The organism is Methylorubrum sp. B1-46 (assembly GCF_021117295.1).
GTDB lineage: Bacteria > Pseudomonadota > Alphaproteobacteria > Rhizobiales > Beijerinckiaceae > Methylobacterium.
On record NZ_CP088247.1, the window covers coordinates 5,183,084 to 5,200,011 of the forward strand.

The 16,928-nt window shown below is 67.8% G+C and carries 16 protein-coding genes; 7 read left to right on the forward strand and 9 right to left on the reverse strand.

From position 1 onward, the window contains the following. The first annotated feature begins 73 nt into the window (after window positions 1-73). Window positions 74-466: a 50S ribosomal protein L19 gene (gene rplS / locus LPC10_RS24040; protein ID WP_108942602.1), complete on the forward strand. Its 393-nt coding sequence runs from the start codon at window positions 74-76 to the stop codon at window positions 464-466. Window positions 467-684: 218 nt separating this feature from the next. On the opposite strand, the gene LPC10_RS24045 is transcribed toward rplS, so the two are convergent. Next, complete coding sequence (locus LPC10_RS24045; protein ID WP_231344756.1) at window positions 685-1,881, reverse strand: lytic murein transglycosylase; 1,197 nt, start codon at window positions 1,879-1,881, stop codon at window positions 685-687. Between the two features lie 288 nt (window positions 1,882-2,169). On the opposite strand from LPC10_RS24045, the gene rpsD reads away from it, so the two are divergent. After that, entirely contained in the window at window positions 2,170-2,787 is a 618-nt protein-coding gene (gene rpsD, locus LPC10_RS24050; protein ID WP_017483343.1) for a 30S ribosomal protein S4, read from the forward strand. A 63-nt stretch (window positions 2,788-2,850) separates the two neighbouring features. On the opposite strand, the gene LPC10_RS24055 is transcribed toward rpsD, so the two are convergent. The 5 genes from LPC10_RS24055 to LPC10_RS24075 all read right to left on the reverse strand — a co-directional run bounded on the left by LPC10_RS24055 (window position 2,851) and on the right by LPC10_RS24075 (window position 9,428). Beyond that, window positions 2,851-3,918 carry a nitronate monooxygenase family protein gene (locus LPC10_RS24055; RefSeq protein ID WP_231344757.1) on the reverse strand — a complete coding sequence of 356 codons (1,068 nt, stop codon included), beginning with the start codon at window positions 3,916-3,918 and terminating at the stop codon, window positions 2,851-2,853. Window positions 3,919-4,084: 166 nt separating this feature from the next. Further along, entirely contained in the window at window positions 4,085-4,924 is an 840-nt protein-coding gene (locus tag LPC10_RS24060; protein WP_231344758.1) for a phosphatidylcholine/phosphatidylserine synthase, read from the reverse strand. Window positions 4,925-4,999: 75 nt separating this feature from the next. Then, complete coding sequence (locus tag LPC10_RS24065; RefSeq protein WP_108942605.1) at window positions 5,000-5,710, reverse strand: phosphatidylserine decarboxylase; 711 nt, start codon at window positions 5,708-5,710, stop codon at window positions 5,000-5,002. A 75-nt stretch (window positions 5,711-5,785) separates the two neighbouring features. Next, window positions 5,786-7,708 (reverse strand): ABC transporter ATP-binding protein/permease, encoded by a 1,923-nt coding sequence (locus tag LPC10_RS24070; protein ID WP_231344759.1) that lies wholly within the window; start codon window positions 7,706-7,708, stop codon window positions 5,786-5,788. 109 nt (window positions 7,709-7,817) lie between these two features. Next, complete coding sequence (locus LPC10_RS24075) at window positions 7,818-9,428, reverse strand: LysM peptidoglycan-binding domain-containing protein (protein ID WP_231344760.1); 1,611 nt, start codon at window positions 9,426-9,428, stop codon at window positions 7,818-7,820. Window positions 9,429-9,656: 228 nt separating this feature from the next. Here LPC10_RS24075 and LPC10_RS24080 point away from each other — a divergent pair, with 228 nt between their 5' ends. Together LPC10_RS24080 and LPC10_RS24085 are read left to right on the forward strand one after the other, a co-directional pair. Further along, on the forward strand, window positions 9,657-10,259 hold the full coding sequence (locus LPC10_RS24080; RefSeq protein ID WP_231344761.1) for a TIGR00730 family Rossman fold protein: 603 nt from the start codon (window positions 9,657-9,659) through the stop codon (window positions 10,257-10,259). Then, window positions 10,259-11,050: a class I SAM-dependent methyltransferase gene (locus LPC10_RS24085; RefSeq protein ID WP_231344762.1), complete on the forward strand. Its 792-nt coding sequence runs from the start codon at window positions 10,259-10,261 to the stop codon at window positions 11,048-11,050. Before LPC10_RS24080 ends, LPC10_RS24085 begins: the two co-directional genes overlap by 1 nt. Before the next feature lie 160 nt (window positions 11,051-11,210). Here LPC10_RS24085 and LPC10_RS24090 read toward each other — a convergent pair whose 3' ends face one another. Together LPC10_RS24090 and cysS are read right to left on the reverse strand one after the other, a co-directional pair. Next, window positions 11,211-13,223, reverse strand: a complete 2,013-nt coding sequence (locus LPC10_RS24090; RefSeq protein WP_231344763.1) for a methyl-accepting chemotaxis protein — start codon at window positions 13,221-13,223, stop codon at window positions 11,211-11,213. A 444-nt stretch (window positions 13,224-13,667) separates the two neighbouring features. Beyond that, window positions 13,668-15,056: a cysteine--tRNA ligase gene (cysS, locus tag LPC10_RS24095; RefSeq protein WP_231344764.1), complete on the reverse strand. Its 1,389-nt coding sequence runs from the start codon at window positions 15,054-15,056 to the stop codon at window positions 13,668-13,670. Window positions 15,057-15,384: 328 nt separating this feature from the next. On the opposite strand from cysS, the gene LPC10_RS24100 reads away from it, so the two are divergent. From LPC10_RS24100 to LPC10_RS24110, 3 genes are all read left to right on the forward strand, one after another. Continuing rightward, the gene (locus LPC10_RS24100) at window positions 15,385-15,711 is read left to right on the forward strand and encodes a hypothetical protein (protein WP_231344766.1); all 327 of its coding nucleotides are present in this window, start codon (window positions 15,385-15,387) and stop codon (window positions 15,709-15,711) included. A 93-nt stretch (window positions 15,712-15,804) separates the two neighbouring features. Then, entirely contained in the window at window positions 15,805-16,059 is a 255-nt protein-coding gene (locus tag LPC10_RS24105) for a type II toxin-antitoxin system Phd/YefM family antitoxin (RefSeq protein ID WP_231347138.1), read from the forward strand. Continuing rightward, a complete protein-coding gene (locus LPC10_RS24110; protein WP_231344767.1) occupies window positions 16,056-16,325 on the forward strand; it encodes a Txe/YoeB family addiction module toxin in 270 nt (89 codons plus the stop codon). Before LPC10_RS24105 ends, LPC10_RS24110 begins: the two co-directional genes overlap by 4 nt. 22 nt (window positions 16,326-16,347) lie before the next feature. Here the strand turns inward: LPC10_RS24110 and LPC10_RS24115 are convergent, their stop codons facing one another. Further along, window positions 16,348-16,893: a CreA family protein gene (locus LPC10_RS24115; protein WP_231344769.1), complete on the reverse strand. Its 546-nt coding sequence runs from the start codon at window positions 16,891-16,893 to the stop codon at window positions 16,348-16,350. Window positions 16,894-16,928: the final 35 nt, after the last annotated feature.

Here is a 16,928-nt window from a genome sequence, read left to right on the forward strand (position 1 = left end):
AACTCACAACAGGATGCCGAAATCCTGACGCCCGGACTTTACCGGACGGGCGCTAACGGCCGGAGCGTTTCCAATGAACATCATCGAGCAGCTCGAGCGGGAAGAAGTCGCCCGCCTCGCCAAGACGATCCCGGATTTCCAGCCGGGCGACACGGTCATCGTCAATGTCCGCGTCAAGGAAGGCGAGCGCACCCGCGTCCAGGCTTACGAGGGCGTCTGCATCGCCCGCAACGGCGGCGGCCTCAACGAGAGCTTCACCGTCCGCAAGATCTCCTACGGCGAGGGCGTGGAGCGCGTCTTCCCCGTGCACTCCCCGATGATCGATTCGATCAAGGTGGCCCGCCGCGGCAAGGTCCGCCGCGCCAAGCTCTACTACCTGCGCGACCGTCGCGGTAAGTCGGCCCGTATCGTCGAGCGCAACGACCGTCCGGCCAAGGCCGAGAAGGCTCCCGCCGCCGCCGAGTGATTTTTGGCTGAGGGCGGCTCCGCGGAGCCGCTTTCGCCCACGCGCCCGTCCCGAGATGCTCGGGGCGGGTTTTTTGTTGTCTCGGCCGTGCCGTCCTTGCAGACGGCAGCAAAGCGCGTCCGTTGGTCGAATCTCGCAAATTGAAAAGGCCGCGGATGACCCGTGCGACGGAGCGCACGGACACCACGCGGCCCGCGATCGAGCGATGAAGCGCAGCGCTATCCCCGCCGCAGCGCCTCCAGCACCTTCCCCCCCGGCCGCCCCGTGGCCGGCATGCCGAGTTGGCGCTCGACGTCCTTGATCGCCTCGCGCGTCTTGGAGCCGACCTTGCCGTCCGGCTCGCCGACATCGTAGCCGCGGGCGATCAGGCGGCTCTGGAGGTCGCGGCGCTCGGCGCGCGAGAGCGGCGGGTCGTCGGTCGGCCAGTCGGCCTGTACGCCGGGGCGCCCGCGCAGCCGGTCCGAGAGGACGGCGATGGCGAGGCCGTAGGATTCGGCGGCGTTGTAGGAGTAGATCGCGTCGAAGTTCTTGGTGACGAGGAAGGCCGGGCCGTTGATGCCGGCGGGGGCCAGGATGCCGGCGGGTCCCTCCCCCGTCAGCGGCCGGCCGTCGACGCGGGTGACGCCGAGCGAGGCCCAGTGGCCGACGGCGTGCTTGTTCTTGCGACCCGCGGCCGCGACGTTGAAGCCGCGCGGCAGCCGCACCTCGTAGCCCCAGGGCTGGCCGTTCGACCATTTGGCGGCGCGCAGGAAGTTGGCGGTGGAGGCGACCGCGTCGGCGACCGAATCGACCACGTCGCGCCGACCGTCGCCGTCGCCGTCCACGGCGAGGCGCTGATAGGTGGTGGGCATGAACTGCGTCTGGCCGAAGGCGCCGGCCCAGGAGCCGGTGAGGCGCGAGGCCTCGATGTCGCCGCGCTCGATGATCTTCAAGGTGGCGATCAGCTCGGTGCGGAAGAAGTCGCGGCGGCGGTTGTTCGAGCAGGCGAGCGTGGCCAGCGATTGCACCAGCGGCATCTTGCCGAGGTTCTTGCCGAAATTCGACTCGACGCCCCACACCGCGGCGATGGTGTGGCGATCGACGCCGTAGCGCGCCTCGGCATTCGCCAGCGCCTGGGCGTGCTGGCGCATGGCCGCGCGCCCGTCCTCGACCCGCTCTTCGTCCACCAGCGCCGACATGTAGTCCCAGATCGGCGTCTTGAACTCGGGCTGCGCCTGGGACAGCTCGATCACCTTGTCGTCGTAGGCGATGTTGGCCGTCGCCGACCGGAAGGTCTGCGCCGAGACGCCGGCAGCAGCGGCCTGCGCCTGGATGCCGGCGAGGCAGGACTGGAAATTCGCGCGGGCCGGGCCGGCGAGAAGGCTGCCGGTCATGGCAAGTGCGAGAAGGCTGGCACGGGTCGTTGGCGTCGGCATGGGTCGGCGCTCCGTCGAAATCAGGGGGATTCTCTCGCGCGATTCAGGCGATACCAGGGTTAATGAAGGGTTGAGCCTCGGGGTGCGGTCGCGTCGCGGTCCGCGCGCGGCATTGACGGTCCCGGCGTTCTCGTCTAGGCACCCGCTCGTGTACGGGGCTCCGGTTTGGGGCCCCGTCGCATTTCATGCGCACCCGTGGGCGGTAACAGCCGCCCTGTCGCCCTCACCGCTCCGGCGAAGAGGGAGAGGAGGGCGCGTTCCTCAAAAATTTGTTCCAGAGGAACAGCGATGTCAAAACGCGTCCAGGCGAAGCACAAGCTCGATCGCCGCATGGGCCAGAACATCTGGGGCCGCCCGAAGAGCCCCGTGAACCGCCGTGAATACGGCCCCGGCCAGCACGGCCAGCGCCGCAAGGGCAAGATGAGCGACTTCGGCACGCAGCTGCGCGCCAAGCAGAAGCTCAAGGGCTACTACGGCAACATCACCGAGAAGCAGTTCCGCCGCTATTACGCCGAGGCGATCCGTCTGCGCGGTGACTCCGGCGAGAACCTGATCGGCCTGCTCGAGCGCCGCCTCGATGCCGTGGTGTACCGTTCGAAGTTCGTCGCGACCCCGTTCGCCGCGCGCCAGTTCGTCAACCACGGGCACATCAAGGTCAACGGCCGTCGGGTCAACATCCCGAGCTACCAGGTCAAGGCCGGCGACGTGATCGAGGTGAAGGAAGCCTCCCGCCAGCTCGAGATCGTGGTCGTGGCCTCGCAGCTCGCCGAGCGCGACGTGCCGGACTACATCGAGGTCGATCATCAGAAGATGACCGCCCGCGTCACCCGGATCCCGGGCCTCTCCGAGGTGCCCTATCCGGTGCAGATGGAGCCGAACCTCGTCATCGAGTTCTACTCGCGCTGATTTCTTTCCGGAGCCTCTCCGGAAACGGAAGGGGCCGCCCCTCGGGGCGGCCTTTTTTTGTTGTCAGACACCCGGAACGCCGCTCGCCAGCAGGCGGGTCAGTTCGGCCGCCGGCCGTTCCCGCGAGAGTCCGACGGCCTGGCCGGACCAGAGCGGTGAGAAATCGCCCGAGCCCCGCGCCTCGGCGGCCGTACGCAAGGGCTGGAGCGCGACCGCGGCGCCGGGAAAGGCCGGAGCCGCCGCGCTGAGAGGGCCCATTTCACGCACCACCCGGTTCAGTAGGCCGCGGGCCGGGCGGCCGGTGAGTACGTTGGTGAGCGCCGTATCCTCGTCCCGCGCGGCGTTCAGGGCGGCGCGATAGGGGGCGGCAATGCCGGCCTCGGGGCAACGCAGATAGGCGGTGCCGACCTGGACCGCGCCGGCACCGAGGGCGAAGGCCGCCGCCACGCCGCGGGGATCGGCGATGCCGCCGGCCGCAATCACCGGCACGTCCACGGCGTCCACGATCTGCGGAACCAGGGCGATCGTGCCGACCTGCGAGGCGGGCGCGTCGGTGAGGAACATGCCGCGGTGACCGCCGGCCTCCGCGCCCTGTGCGATCACCGCATCGACGCCGCGCTCGGCGAGCCAGCGCGCCTCTCGGACGGTGGTGGCCGAGGACAGGATCAGGCAGCCCGCCTCGCGCACCCGCCGCAGCAACGGCTCGGCCGGCAGGCCGAAATGGAAGCTGACCACGCGCGGGCGCAGCTCCGCCACCACCTCCGCCATGGCGTCATCGAAGGGAGTACGGTTGGCCATCGTGACCGGCGCCGCCGGATCGAGACCGAGCTCTTCGTAGAAGGAGGCCAGCGCCGAACGCCACGCCGCGTCGCGCCCCGGATCGGGCGCGGCGGGCGCGTGGCAGAAGAAGTTCAGGTTGAACGGCGCGGCCGTCGCGGCTCGGATCTGCGCGACCTCGGTGCGGATCTGGTCGGGCGTGAGCGCGGCGCAGGCAAGCGAGCCCAGGCCCCCCGCGGCGCTGACGGCGGCAGCGAGCCCCGTTTTCGGCCCGACCATCGGCGCCTGGATGATCGGTACGGCGATGCCGAAGAGACCCGCGACAATGCTCGGCCCCGCTGTCGATCCGGTCACGGCGGCCTCCTCGATCCTGTGGGTGCGTGCGGGAAAGCCGCGACCGATGCGCCAGCGGCTCCAGCCCGATCCTTGGATCAGCCGTGGAGGGCGGATCCTGGATACTCCGAGCTATGGCTTGGATTTCACGAGCTTCGAAAGCCGGCAGCCCCTTTTTGGGACGGTGTTAAATCTTCGGAGCGGTCGGGCTATCCTGGGCCGGGGCGACCGGCGCGCTCGCCTCCTGCTTCAGCCGCTTGCGGTACTGCGCGGCGCCGAAGGGAAGGCCGGCGAGATAAGCGACGCTGACCGCCGCCATCGCCTCGAACGGGAAGCTGATGACGAGGCCGAAGCCGACCACCACGACGAGGAAGATCGGCACCACGAGGTCGCGCGGCACACGCTTGCCCCACGTCTTGCCGGAGAAGGTCGGCACGGTCGAGACGACGAGGAGCGCGATGACCAGCACGTAGACGAGGATCACCGGCCGACCCCAGGCGCTGAAATCGAGGCCGAGGAAATGCAGGTAGAGCGGCAGCATGCCGGTGATGGCGCCGGCCGGCGCCGGCATGCCGACGAAGAAGTCCTTCTTCCACTCGGGGCGGTTGGGATCGTCGAGCATCGCGTTGAAGCGCGCGAGCCGCAGGCACATGGCGATGGCGAAGACCAGCGCGACGATCCAGCCGACGGATTTCAGGTTGTGCAGGGTGAAGCTGTAGAGGATCAGCGCCGGGGCGCAGCCGAAATTGACGAAGTCGGCCAGGGAATCGAGTTCGGCACCGAAGCGCGAGGTCCCCTTCAGCAGGCGCGCCACGCGGCCGTCGATGCCGTCGAGGCCGGCGGCGACGATAACCGCGATCACCGCCGGCTCGAACCGTCCCTCGAAAGCGAGCCGAATCGCGGTCAGCCCGAGGCAGAGCGCAAGCAGGGTGATCATGTTCGGCGCGATCAGGCGGAACGGCACCGGCCGGAACCGGCGCGGCCGATCGTTCGCGTCCGGTGCGAAGGGCGGGAACAGATCGTCCATGTCGTCTCTCGACTCGTCTTTCGACGTGTCTCTCGGCTCGTCGCTTCTGCCCATGGCGCCCTTCTGCACGAAAGATCAGATGCGGCGGAAGGCCCGCTCGGCCCCGCCGCCGAGATCGGCCAGCACCGTCTCGCCGGCCACCGCCTTCTGGCCGAGACCGACCATCACGCGGGTGCCGACCGGCAGGTAGACATCGACCCGCGAGCCGAAACGGATGAGGCCGAAGCGCTCGCCGACCTGCTTGGTGTCGCCTGCCGAGACGAATCCGACGATGCGCCGCGCCACGAGTCCGGCGATCTGCACCACGCCGATGCGCACAGGCTGGCCGCGATGGGTCGTCTCCATGACGAGGCCGTTGCGCTCGTTGTCCTCGCTCGCCTTGTCGAGCTCGGCATTGAGGAACAGGCCGGGTGTGTAGTGGATCTGGCCGATCTTGCCCGAGACCGGCACCCGGTTCACGTGGCAGTCGAACACGTTCATGAACACCGAGATGCGCAGCATCGGCTCGTGCGAGAGGTCGAGTTCCGGCGGCGGCAGCACGGTCGAGATCAGATTCACACGCCCGTCGGCGGGTGAGACGATGAGCCCGTCGCCGACCGGCACCACCCGCTCGGGATCGCGGAAGAAGTAGCAGACCCAGAGGGTCAGGATCAGGAAGATCCAGCCGAAGAACTGCGAGAAGTAGCCGAGCACAACGGTGAGCACGATGCCGATCAGGATGAAGGGGTAGCCCTCCTTATGGATCGGCACGAGCGTCCGGCGGATCGTCTCGATGAGGTCGGTCATGGGCTCCCGTTGGACTCCGGCGGGGCGAATCGTCCCCGCCGGATGGCAGGGGGGCGCGGTTCCGTCAACCGGTCGTCAGGTCACCGTCTCCGGCACCGGACGGACGGATTCGGCCAGCGAGCGCTCGTCTTCGGCGCGCTTGAGCGCCTCGCGGGCGGCGTCCGCCTCGCGCTGGCGGTTCCACAGGGCGGCGTAGACGCCGCCGCGGGCGAGCAGGCTGGTATGGTCGCCGCGCTCGACCACGCGGCCCTGATCGAGCACCAGGATCTCGTCGGCGTTGATCACGGTCGAGAGCCGGTGGGCGATCACGAGCGTGGTGCGGCCCTGGCTGACCCGGTCGAGGGCTGCCTGGATCTCGCGCTCGGTGAACGAGTCGAGCGCCGAGGTCGCTTCATCAAGGACGAGGATCGGCGGCCCCTTCAGGATGGTGCGGGCGATCGCCACGCGCTGCTTCTCGCCGCCCGAGAGCTTCAGGCCGCGCTCGCCTACCGGCGTGTCGTAGCCCTCCGGCAGGCTCTCGATGAAGCGGTCGATCTGAGCGAGGCGCGCGGCCTCGCGCACCTCGGCCTCGCTCGCGTCCCAGCGGCCGTAGCGGATGTTGTAGCCGATGGTGTCGTTGAACAGCACCGTGTCCTGCGGGACCATGCCGATGGCCGCCCGCAAGCTGTCCTGCCGCACGCTGGCGATGTTCTGACCGTCGATGGTGATGCAGCCCGCATTCGGCTCGTAGAAGCGGAACAGCAGGCGCGACAGTGTCGATTTTCCCGCCCCCGAAGGACCGACAATGGCTACCGTGCGGCCCGCGGGCACCTCGAATGAGATGCCGCGAAGGATCGGCCGCTCCGGGATGTAGGCGAAGCGCACGTCCTCGAAGCGGACGGTGCCGGCCTCGACCTTCAGCGGCTTTGCGCCCGGCCGGTCGGCGATCTCGGGATTGCGCTGGAGGATCAGGAACATGTCGTCGATGTCGATCAGCGCCTGTTTGATCTCGCGGTAGATCATCCCCATGAAGTTGAGCGGCATCGAGAGCTGCACCAGCATCGTGTTGACGAGCACGAAGCCGCCGATCGTGGTGCGTCCGGCCATGATGTCGCGGGCGGCGAGCCACATCACCGCCGTCATGCCGAGGGTGAAGATCACCGCCTGGCCAGCATTCAGCACGGCGAGCGAGACGTAGGTCTGGGTCGAGGCCTTCTCGTAGCGCTCCATCGAGGCGTCGTAGCGGGCGGTCTCACGATTCTCCGCGCCGAAATACTTCACCGTCTCGAAATTCAGCAGCGAGTCGACCGCCTTGGTGTTGGCCTCGGTGTCGGAGTTGTTCATCCGGCGTCGGATGCCGATGCGCCACTCGGTCGCCTTCCAGGTGAAGCCGAGATAGGCGGCGATCATGCTCGCCACGACCACCGAGTAGAGCCAGTCGAACTCGTAGGCGAGGATACCGAGCACGAGGACCAGTTCGACGATGGTCGGCACCAGGGTCAGCACCATCAGGCGCGACAATTCCTCGATGCCCGAACGGCCGCGCTCCAGCACGCGGGTGAGGCCGCCGGTCTTGCGCTCGAGATGGAAGCGGAGCGACAGCCGGTGCATGTGCTCGAAGGTCTGGAGCGCGAGCTTGCGCACGGCATGCATCGCCACCTTGGCGAACAGGCCGTCGCGCACCTGCGTCAGCCCGGCCATGGCAATGCGCGACAGGCCGTAGAGCCCGATCAAGAGGAAGGGCGCCGAGACGAGGCCCGCCGGCACGGCGGCCGCGGCACCCTTCTCGCCCACTGCCGCGACCAGCGCGTCGGTCGCCCATTTAAAGGTGAACGGCATCACCATCGTCGCGGCCTTGGCGACGAAGAGCAGCCCGAAGGCGATGAACACCCGCCGCTGGAGGTCGGCGCGGCCGTGCGGCCAGAGATAGGGCCAGAGCCGGCGATAGGTCGTCAGGAGGCCGGGGCGTTCGAGGGGCGCGGACGCACCCTCCCCCGCCGGCGCAGGTGCTTTTGCCATCGTGAGGTTCGGAAAAATTCTCTCGGCGCCAGGCGGCCGTCGCGTGGCGCATATAGGCGCTCGCGAAGGTTCGCGCACCCTCCCGGCGCCGGAGCCGCCGTTCCTCCCGTCAGGTGCGGCGATCCGCGCCGCTTCGCGCTGAAGGCGCCTCCTTCGCGGGTCCGTCTTTCGGCAACACGAACATCTGGCCGGGATAGATCCGGTTCGGGTCGCGGATCTGATCCTGGTTCGCGTCGTAGATCACGGTGTAGCGGTTGCCGCGACCATAAGCGCGCCGGCTGATCTGCCACAGGCTGTCGCCGCGGGTGATCCGGGCGGTGTTGACCTCGGGCACGAACACGGCGCCTGCTTCAGCTGCGGGGGGCGTTCCCCCCGGAAGGCTCGGCGCGAGTTCGGTGGCGGCCCTGCGATCCGCCCCCAGTGTCGGCGCCGTGGCCCCAGAGGACGCGGCCAGCGACGGCGTGCCCGGTGCCGTGGGACGATCCGGCGCGGTGCGGGCCGCCATGGGCGAGGTGCCCGCGAGGCTCGGCGCGGGACTGACCTCCGCCGTCTTGGTTTTCGCTGCCGGCGCCGCCGGGCGGTTTGCGCCGTCAGGCTCCGGTGCCCTGGAGCGCGGTTCGGCCGCCGCCTGCTCTCGGTTTGGAGCCGCCGGCACACCTTCGGTCTTGGCGGTGCCGGCTGAGCCCGCATCCGCATAGCGCGTCGGCGGCACGCTGTCGGGATAGGCGAAGGCGACTTCGGCGCGGGCCTTCACCTTCCCGCCTGCCGGATCGACGGAATCGACGCGGATCCGGTAGGCGCCCGGCTTCACCCCACGCCCGATGGTGAACGCGACCCGCCCGTCGGCCCCTGACTGCCCCGAGGCCACCATGGTGTCGTTGAGATAGAGACGCAGGCTGCTCCACGCCGTCGCCTGACCGGTAACGTGAAGGCGCCCGCCCTCCTGCGCGTCCACGCTGACGATGCGGACGGGTCCCGCCGCCTTGCCACCCTCAGTCGCCCCAGCGACCGGTGCAGATTTCGCCGGGCCGGGCGTTCCCGCCAGGGCGGTCACGGACTGCTCGCGGGCGGCCTCGGGGGCGTCCGGCTGGGACAGCACCCGGGTCGGCGCATCGGGGGCACTCAAGGCGATCAGCGGCTTGGTATCGCGCTTCTCGGCTACCACGATCGTGACGCTCTCGCGTCCCGGCAGCGGCTTTCCGTCCGCGCCGGTGGTGCGCAGGGCGATCTCGCTCGTGCCCGTCGGCAGGTCCGGCGGCGTCAGGGCAAACTGACCGGCGGCATCTGCTTCCGCCGTGGCGAAGACTTTCCCGTCGCGCAGGAGCTCGACGCGGCTGTTGGGAGCGGCGCGCCCCGCGATGACGCTCGCCCCGTCCGGCTCGACCCGCACGATGTCGAAGCTCGGCGTTCCGTCTTCCGTACGCGGTTGGGCCTCGCGTGCCGGGAACGCGTCCGCCCTTGCGCCCTCTTGCGATAGGGCTCCGAGGGCGGCATGAGGGGTGTCCCTGGCAGGGGCCTTCGCCGGTCCCTCGCCCGCACGGTCGCCGGTCTCCGTTCCGGCCGAAGGTTCTCCCGGCTTGGCCGGTGTTTCGGCAGAAGGATTGACCGCCGCGTTGCGCTTGAGAAGCTCCCCGGTCCCGAACAGCGCGACCACCATGGCGAAGCCGCCGAGCAGCCCCGCCGCCGCGAGGACGATGCTTCGCCGCACCTCAGCCGTCATGGCCGGTCACTCCCGTACGCCTCGGGCTGCCGCGGGCGAGACCACTGCGCCGCCGATTGTCGACAACCCGTCTAAATCCGGTGACATATTAACGAACATGAGAAGAACACCAAAGCTCGATCACGCGCCTACCCATTTTTCCCGCAGGACCTCAGCAGTCTTTCGCTTGGACGGGCGCAGGAAGTCGGGGCTGGACGCATCCCTCGATCCCCGTCGGGGAGACGCGTGATGGCCCAGCTGACCTCCGTCTGCGTCTATTGCGGATCCGGCTTCGGCGGCGATCCGGCCTTCGCCGACGCCGCGCGCCGGCTCGGCACCGCGCTCGCCCGCGCGGGCATCAAGCTCGTCTATGGCGGTGGCAATGTCGGCCTGATGGGCACCGTCGCGGGCGCGACGCTCGATGCGGGCGGCACCGTCACCGGCATCATCCCCGACTTCCTGAAATCGCGCGAGCGCATGCTCGACGCGGTGCAGGAGACCATCGTCGTCTCCGATATGCACACCCGCAAGCGGCTGATGTTCGACCGGGCCGATGCCTTCGTCGCCCTCCCCGGCGGCATCGGCACGCTGGAGGAGCTGGTCGAGCAGCTCACCTGGGCGCAGCTCGGCCAGCACCGCAAGCCGATCCTGCTGCTCTCGGTGAACGGCTTCTGGGACCCGCTGATCACCCTGATCGACCATATGCGCGCCCACGGTTTCATCCGCGAGGGCCTCGACCTGAACTACCTCGTCGGCGAAGATCCCGACCGCGTGGTGGAGACGCTGAGCGAAGTTCTGGCCCGGTCTGAGCCGGCGCCGCTGGCGGACGAACTGATCGAGAAGCGCTTCTGATGACGGCATTGACCGAGCCCGGACACACCATCGCCGGCGAGCACCGGGGCGAGCATTACGGGTCGGTGCTGGCCCGCCTCTCACGCAATGCCGCCGTCCAGCGCTATCTGGAGGTCGGCGTCGCCTTCGGCGACATCTTCTCCGGCATCGCCTGTCGGCATGGCATCGCCGTCGATCCGGGGTTTCAGCTCAAGACCAACATCGCGGCCAACAAGGCGCGGGTTTCGCTGTTCCAGGTGATGAGCGACGTCTTCTTCGCGAACCTGAATCTGCGCCGCCATGTCGGTGGCCGCATCGATCTCGCCTTCCTCGACGGCATGCACCTGTTCGAGTTCCTGCTGCGGGATTTCTTCAACACGGAAGCGATCTGCCGGCGCGACTCGATCATCGTGATGCACGACTGCCTGCCGGTGGCCGCACCGATGGCCGACCGCGACCCGATGCAGGCCGGCATCCGCGGGCGCGGCACGCCGTTCGAGAACTGGTGGACCGGCGATGTCTGGAAGGTGATCCCGATCCTGAAGCGCTACCGGCCGGATCTCGACGTGATGCTCGTGGACGCCGCGCCCACCGGTCTCGTCATCGTCACCGGGCTCGATCCGTCCTCGCGCACGCTGAAGACCCACTACGACGCGATCGTCGAGGAGTTCTCGCGGCTGCCCAATACGGCGGAGGAGATCGCGCAGGTCTATGCCGAGCACCCGCTCACCTCGACGGAGGAGGCGTTGCGCCGGCTGGGCGGGCGCTCCTTCGCCCATGGCGGCGGTTGGCTGCAGCGATTGAGGGGCTGAGGCCCAGGGCCAAAGCCCACTCATCTTGGCTTTGTGAAAAGGCCGCGTGCCACCCGACGCGACTTTCGGGAAGATCCGCTTCCGCTCGCGATCGAGCAAGAAGCGGACCTGTGGGCGGCGATCGGCTTCTATCGCGAGCGATAGGTTCGAGAAGCGCAGGTCAGGCGGCTCGGACGGTCGCGAGGAAACGGGCGACCTCCACGCCGAGATGTTCGGACTGGCGTGACAGTTCGGAAGCCGCCGACAGGACTTGGCTGGCCGCCGCCCCCGTCTCCTCGGACGCCTGCGCGACGCTGGTGATGCTGCCGGTCACGGCGTTCGTCCCAGTCGAGGCTTGGCTCACATTGCGGACGATCTCCTGGGTCGCCGCGCCCTGTTGCTCCACCGCCGCGGCGATCGACGTGGCTACGTTGTCGATCTCGCGAATTCGGGTGGTGATGTCGCCGATCGCCGTCACGGCCTGCCCGGTGACACCCTGCACCTCGCCGATCTGACGGGCGATTTCCTCGGTGGCCTTGGCGGTTTGCTCGGCCAAGGCTTTCACTTCCGATGCCACCACGGCAAAGCCGCGACCGGCGCTGCCGGCGCGCGCCGCCTCGATCGTCGCGTTGAGCGCCAGCAGGTTGGTTTGGCTGGCGATGGAGGAGATCATCCCGACCATGTCGCCGATGCGCGACGCGTTCTGGCTCAGCGCCCGAACCAAGCTGGCGGTCTCGCGGGCCTCGCCGACCGCCGACTGGGCGAGTTGGGCCGAGCCGGAGACCTGTCGCCCGATCTCTTCGACGGATGATCCCAACTCCTCGGCCGCGGCTGCGACGGTCTGCACGTTGGCGGCGGCCTCCTCGGCGGCGACAGCCACGGTGATGGATTGCGAGGCGGTCTCGGTGGCCGTGGCCGTCATCTGCTGGGCGGTGGCCTGCAGCTCGGTGGCCGCGGACGAGACCATCCCGACGATCCCGCCGACCGCACGCTCGAAGCCGTCGGCGAGCTCGATCATCGTGCGCCTGCGTTCCTGCGCAGCGGCGGCTTCGGCGATCCGCTTGACCTCGGCCTCCTCGGCGGCCTTCCGCGCCACCATGGTCTTGATGCCCTCGACCGCCTTTCCGACCGCGCCGATCTCGTCGCTGCGGGACGCTTCCTTAATGTCCGCGTCGGTCTGGCCCTCGGCCATCCGTTGGAGTGCGCCGACCAGACGTCCGAGCGGGCGCGTGAGCAGAACCTTGGCCGATGCGAAGATCACGCCCAGCACGACAACGAGAATGGCGACGCCCCCGAGAGCTGTTTCCAGAACACGGGCAAAGATCGGCTGAGAGAACGCCTTGGCCGGCACGTCGAGCAGAAGGGCCCAGGTCGTGTTCATGCCGGGGGCGGCAAAGGGATACACCAACCGGACCGCACCGTCCGAGCGGTCGGTCAGCACCCGCATCCGGCCGTCGCCCATGGCCGCCTGGATCTCTTGCTCGCCGGCGCCGGCATAGGTCTTCATCAGCAGGTCGGATTGAGGAGGGACGATCCATCTGCCGGCGTTCGAAAGGAGCATCACCCGCCCGCCTTCGAAGGGGCGCAGCGCCGCGACCATGTCGGACATCTTCTGCAGGCTGATATCGACACCTGCGGCACCGACGATTGCGCCCTTGGTTTTGAGCGGCACCGTGACCGAGGTCACGACATCACCCTTGCCGGTTACATAGGGCTCGATGAGCAAACTGATGCCGGATGTGATCGACGCTGCATACCATTGCTTGGTTGGGTCGATGGAGAACGTCGATAGCTCCAAGTTTCCTGTGTCCGTTCGGGTCCAGTACGGGGTGAAGAGACCTTTGTCGTTATTGTTGTCCGTTCCGGAAAACCGCTTTCCGGCGTGACCATCGACGGTGTCGGAGATCCAGGCCCCGAACAAATTGGGATAGTCAGCGAGGAGCGCCTTGGTCGCCACGACGACATCGGACCTTTTGGCGTTGCCGCCTTCTGCATAACCCGCGAGCGTGGCTGCCAGCGATCGGCCGGCCGACATCGCCTCGGTGAGGTGGACCGAAACCTGCCCGGCTGTACTTGCGGCCTTCTCGCTCGCGAGCGTCAAGATTTCCGTGTTCGTGCGTTCAGCTGCTTTCCATCCGGCGAAGCCTGTAAAGCCGATGAGCGTCAGACTGACGGCAGATCCTGCGATCGTCATAAGTTTGTTGGATAGGCGGCGAGTTATAATATTCGGCATCACCAAATTTGCCCTAGGAGCGAAATTCACATCTGGAAATTTGACGATTGAGATTAAGTTTGTGTAAAAGCGCAGTGGGCTGGGAAATTATTAAGTCGAGCCGATAGTTGCTTTTTGCGCAAAAAAGGTCGTTTTTGGACAAGCGTGCCGGTTTCGGAGTGTCGTTCGCGGGACGCGCGGCACTCCATTGACCGGTTAAGCCTACGGCTTTCGGCACGAGAAGTCGCGGTATCAGCGAAGACGGCGGCCGTGCGCGGGACTCTGATGGGTCGAAGACCGAACGTCCGTTTTGGAATGAGCACCGAAGTTCTGTCGCCGACCCTTCGCCGAGTTCCCCAGGGTCGAGCCGACGGGGTCGGGTCCGTCGAGACCTGCCCGGCCTGAACGATCAGGTCGGGTAGGGCTCTACCCCGCGACCGTCCAGGTGGTGCTGCCGTCCTTGTTGTCCTTCACGATCACGCCCATGGCCGAGAGTGCATCGCGCACCCGGTCGGAGGCGGCCCAGTCCTTGGCGGCTCGGGCCGCCTTGCGCTCGGCGATCAGCGTCTCGACCCGCGCCACGTCGATGCCCGCCGCGCCGACCCGCTCCGCTTCGCGCTGCGCCCTCGTCGCCGGAAGAAAGCCCATCAGCCCCGCGCCGGCCTTGAGCGCACCCGCGTCCGTGCCAGCCAGACGGTGCAGCTCGCCGATGGCGGCCGGCGTGTTCAGGTCGTCGCTGAGCGCCTCGACCACGCCTGCAGGCGCCTGCGCATCGGGCGCAGCCTCGCCGGCCGCCTCGTACCAGCGGTCCAGCATCCGGCTCGATTCCTCCAGCCCGCGCAGGGTCCAGTCGATCGGCTGGCGATAGTGGGTCTTCAGCATGTTGAGGCGCACGACCTCGCCCGGCCAGTCGTCGAGCACCTGGCGGATGGTGATGAAGTTGCCGAGCGACTTCGACATCTTCTCTCCCTCCACTTGCAGGAAGCCGTTGTGGAGCCAGACATTGGCCATCACGTCGGTGCCGAAGCAGCAGCGGGACTGCGCCACCTCGTTCTCGTGGTGGGGGAAGATCAGGTCGATGCCGCCGGCATGGATGTCGAAGGTCTGTCCCAGGTGCTTCCACGACATGGCCGAGCACTCGATGTGCCAGCCGGGCCGGCCGGGTGCATCGATCCCGCAAGGAGAAGGCCAGGAGGGCTCGCCCGCTTTCGAGGGCTTCCACAGCACGAAGTCGAGCGGCGAGCGCTTGTAGGGCGCGACCTCGACGCGCGCACCCGCCTCCATCTCATCGAGAGGACGCTTCGAGAGCGCGCCATAATCGGGCATGGAGGGTACGTCGAACAGCACGTGCCCTTCCGCCACATAGGCATGGCCGGCCGCGACCAGACCCTCGATCAGCCGGTGCATCTCGGCGATATGGTCGGTCGCCCGTGGCTCGATGAAGCGCGCCGGCGCGCCCACCCGGTTCACATCCTCGGCCATCAGCACGCCGAGGTCGCGGATATCCCGGTGGAACTGCGCCAGCGTGCCGTCGGTGAGGTCGCGGATGGAGATGCCGCGTTCCAGCGCGCGGGCATTGATCTTGTCGTCCACGTCCGTGACGTTGCGGGCGTAGGTGACATGCGCCTCGCCGTAGAGATGGCGCAGCAGCCGGAACAGCAGGTCGAAGACGATGATCGGTCGGGCGTTGCCGATATGCGCCGCGTCGTAGACCGTCGGTCCGCAGGCGTACATCCGCACGTTCGCCGGATCGATCGGCGCGAAGGCCGCCTTCTGGCGGGTCAGCGTGTTGTAGAGGCGCAACATCGGCGTCATCGACTGCGTTCCCGCCGGGTTCACCCGGCCTCCCCTGCGGCGCTTGCCGCCCTCGTCATTTGTCGTTGCGGCGCAGCACTTTCCACCGGCCGGTCTGCGGCCGCGAACGGTGGCGCTGCCACAGTCTCGTCCAAGCCGCCGGTCACCGCTGTTGCGCCGCCGCGACGGCCGCCGCCACGAGGTTGAGCTACCCCAAAACGGTGATGAATTCGAGAAGAACGGCCGCCCTGCCGCTTCTCGACCGACTGTGACCGGACCGGCAAGAGTTTGTTTACCGCGCCGTCCGAACACTCCGCACTCGAACGAACCCGTTCACAAGGTCTTCACCATGCGCCGACCGGTCGCCGTCCTTCTCGCCCTCATTGTCGCCACCGCTGCCCTGCCCGCGCGCGCCGGTGCCGAAGCGGCCGCGCGCAAATCCGTCGAGAAGACGTTCCTGATCCCGGCCGAGGACGGCTACGGCGTCGGCGAGTGCCTGAGCGGCGGTCCGAGCGAGTGCGGACAGGTCGTCGCCAACGCGTGGTGCGAGTCGCAGGGCTTCGCCAGCGCCGCCAATTACGGTGTCGCCGCACAGGACGAGTATACCGGCGCCATCGGCGACGCCGCCCCGGTGAAGAGCGCGCCGCGCCCGCTGCGCATCACCTGCCAGGACTGAGGTCACTTCATCAGCGTCGCACGCCGCTTGTCGCTGGTTCGCCGGATCGCTATTCAAGCGTACAGGAAACGGTACAGGCGTGGCGCGCGTCACATGGGCTATGTCGGTTACACGGAGTTGCGACGTAACCTGGCCGAGCATCTCGATCGGGTCGAGAGCGATCGGGCGGAGCTCGTCGTGTCGCGTCGCAATCGCGAGGATCTCGCGATCATTCCTCTCGCCGAGTTGGAGAGCCTGCGCGAGACCCTGCACCTGCTCGGTACGCCGGCCAATGCGGCCCGTCTGATCGCGGGCGTGCGTCAACTCGATGCGGGCGGAGGAGCGGAGCATTCTCTGATCGAAGAGTGAGGCTGCTCTGGTCCGATCAAGCCTGGGAGGACTACCTTTACTGGCAAACGACCGAGCCGGGCACTTTGAGGCGCCTCAACGAGCTCATCAAGGATGCTTCCCGTTCGCCCTTCACCGGGCTCGGCAAGCCGGAGCCCTTGAAGGGGAACCTGAAGGGATGGTGGTCGCGCCGGATCACTGGTTCGCACCGTCTTGTGTATCGCGTTGGCGGGATGGGCACCGAGCAGACCCTCGAGATCGCCCAGTGCCGCTGGCACTACGAGTGAGACAAGAGGGTCGCGTCTTCCCTTACTTCACGAAATCCGCGCATTTCGCCGGCGGCTCGGTACCCCACGGGGCGAGTGGGACGGCGGAGGTGGAGTTCTTGGGCGAGCCCTGGATCACCTTGTCGGAATAGACCATGTAGATCAGCGTGTTGCGCTTGACGTCGCAGCCGCGCACGATCTGCATCGACTTGAAGATCAGCGAGCGGCGCTCGCTGAACACCACCTCGCCCTGCTTGAACTTGTCCTTGAACTGGACCGGGCCGACCTGCCGGCAGGCGAGCGAGATGTCCGAGACATCTTCCGCCATCCCGAGCGTGCCCTTGATGCCGCCCTTCTCGGGCTGTGTGTACCAGCAGGCGATTCCGGCCACCGCCGGGTCGTCGATGCCGTAGACCACGAGCTTGTCGTTGGGGGTCAGCGGCCGCCACACCGTGGACTTGTCGAAGATCCGGTCGGGCTCCTGGGCTAGGACCGGCGCGGCCGAGCCGAGGCAGAGGATGATGCCTGCCGCCAATCCGGCCGCCGCCTTCCGACCGCGATCCCCATTGGTGCCCGTGAGCCACATCATCGACGCAATCCCCTCAAAGCTTGGCCGCAGAGACA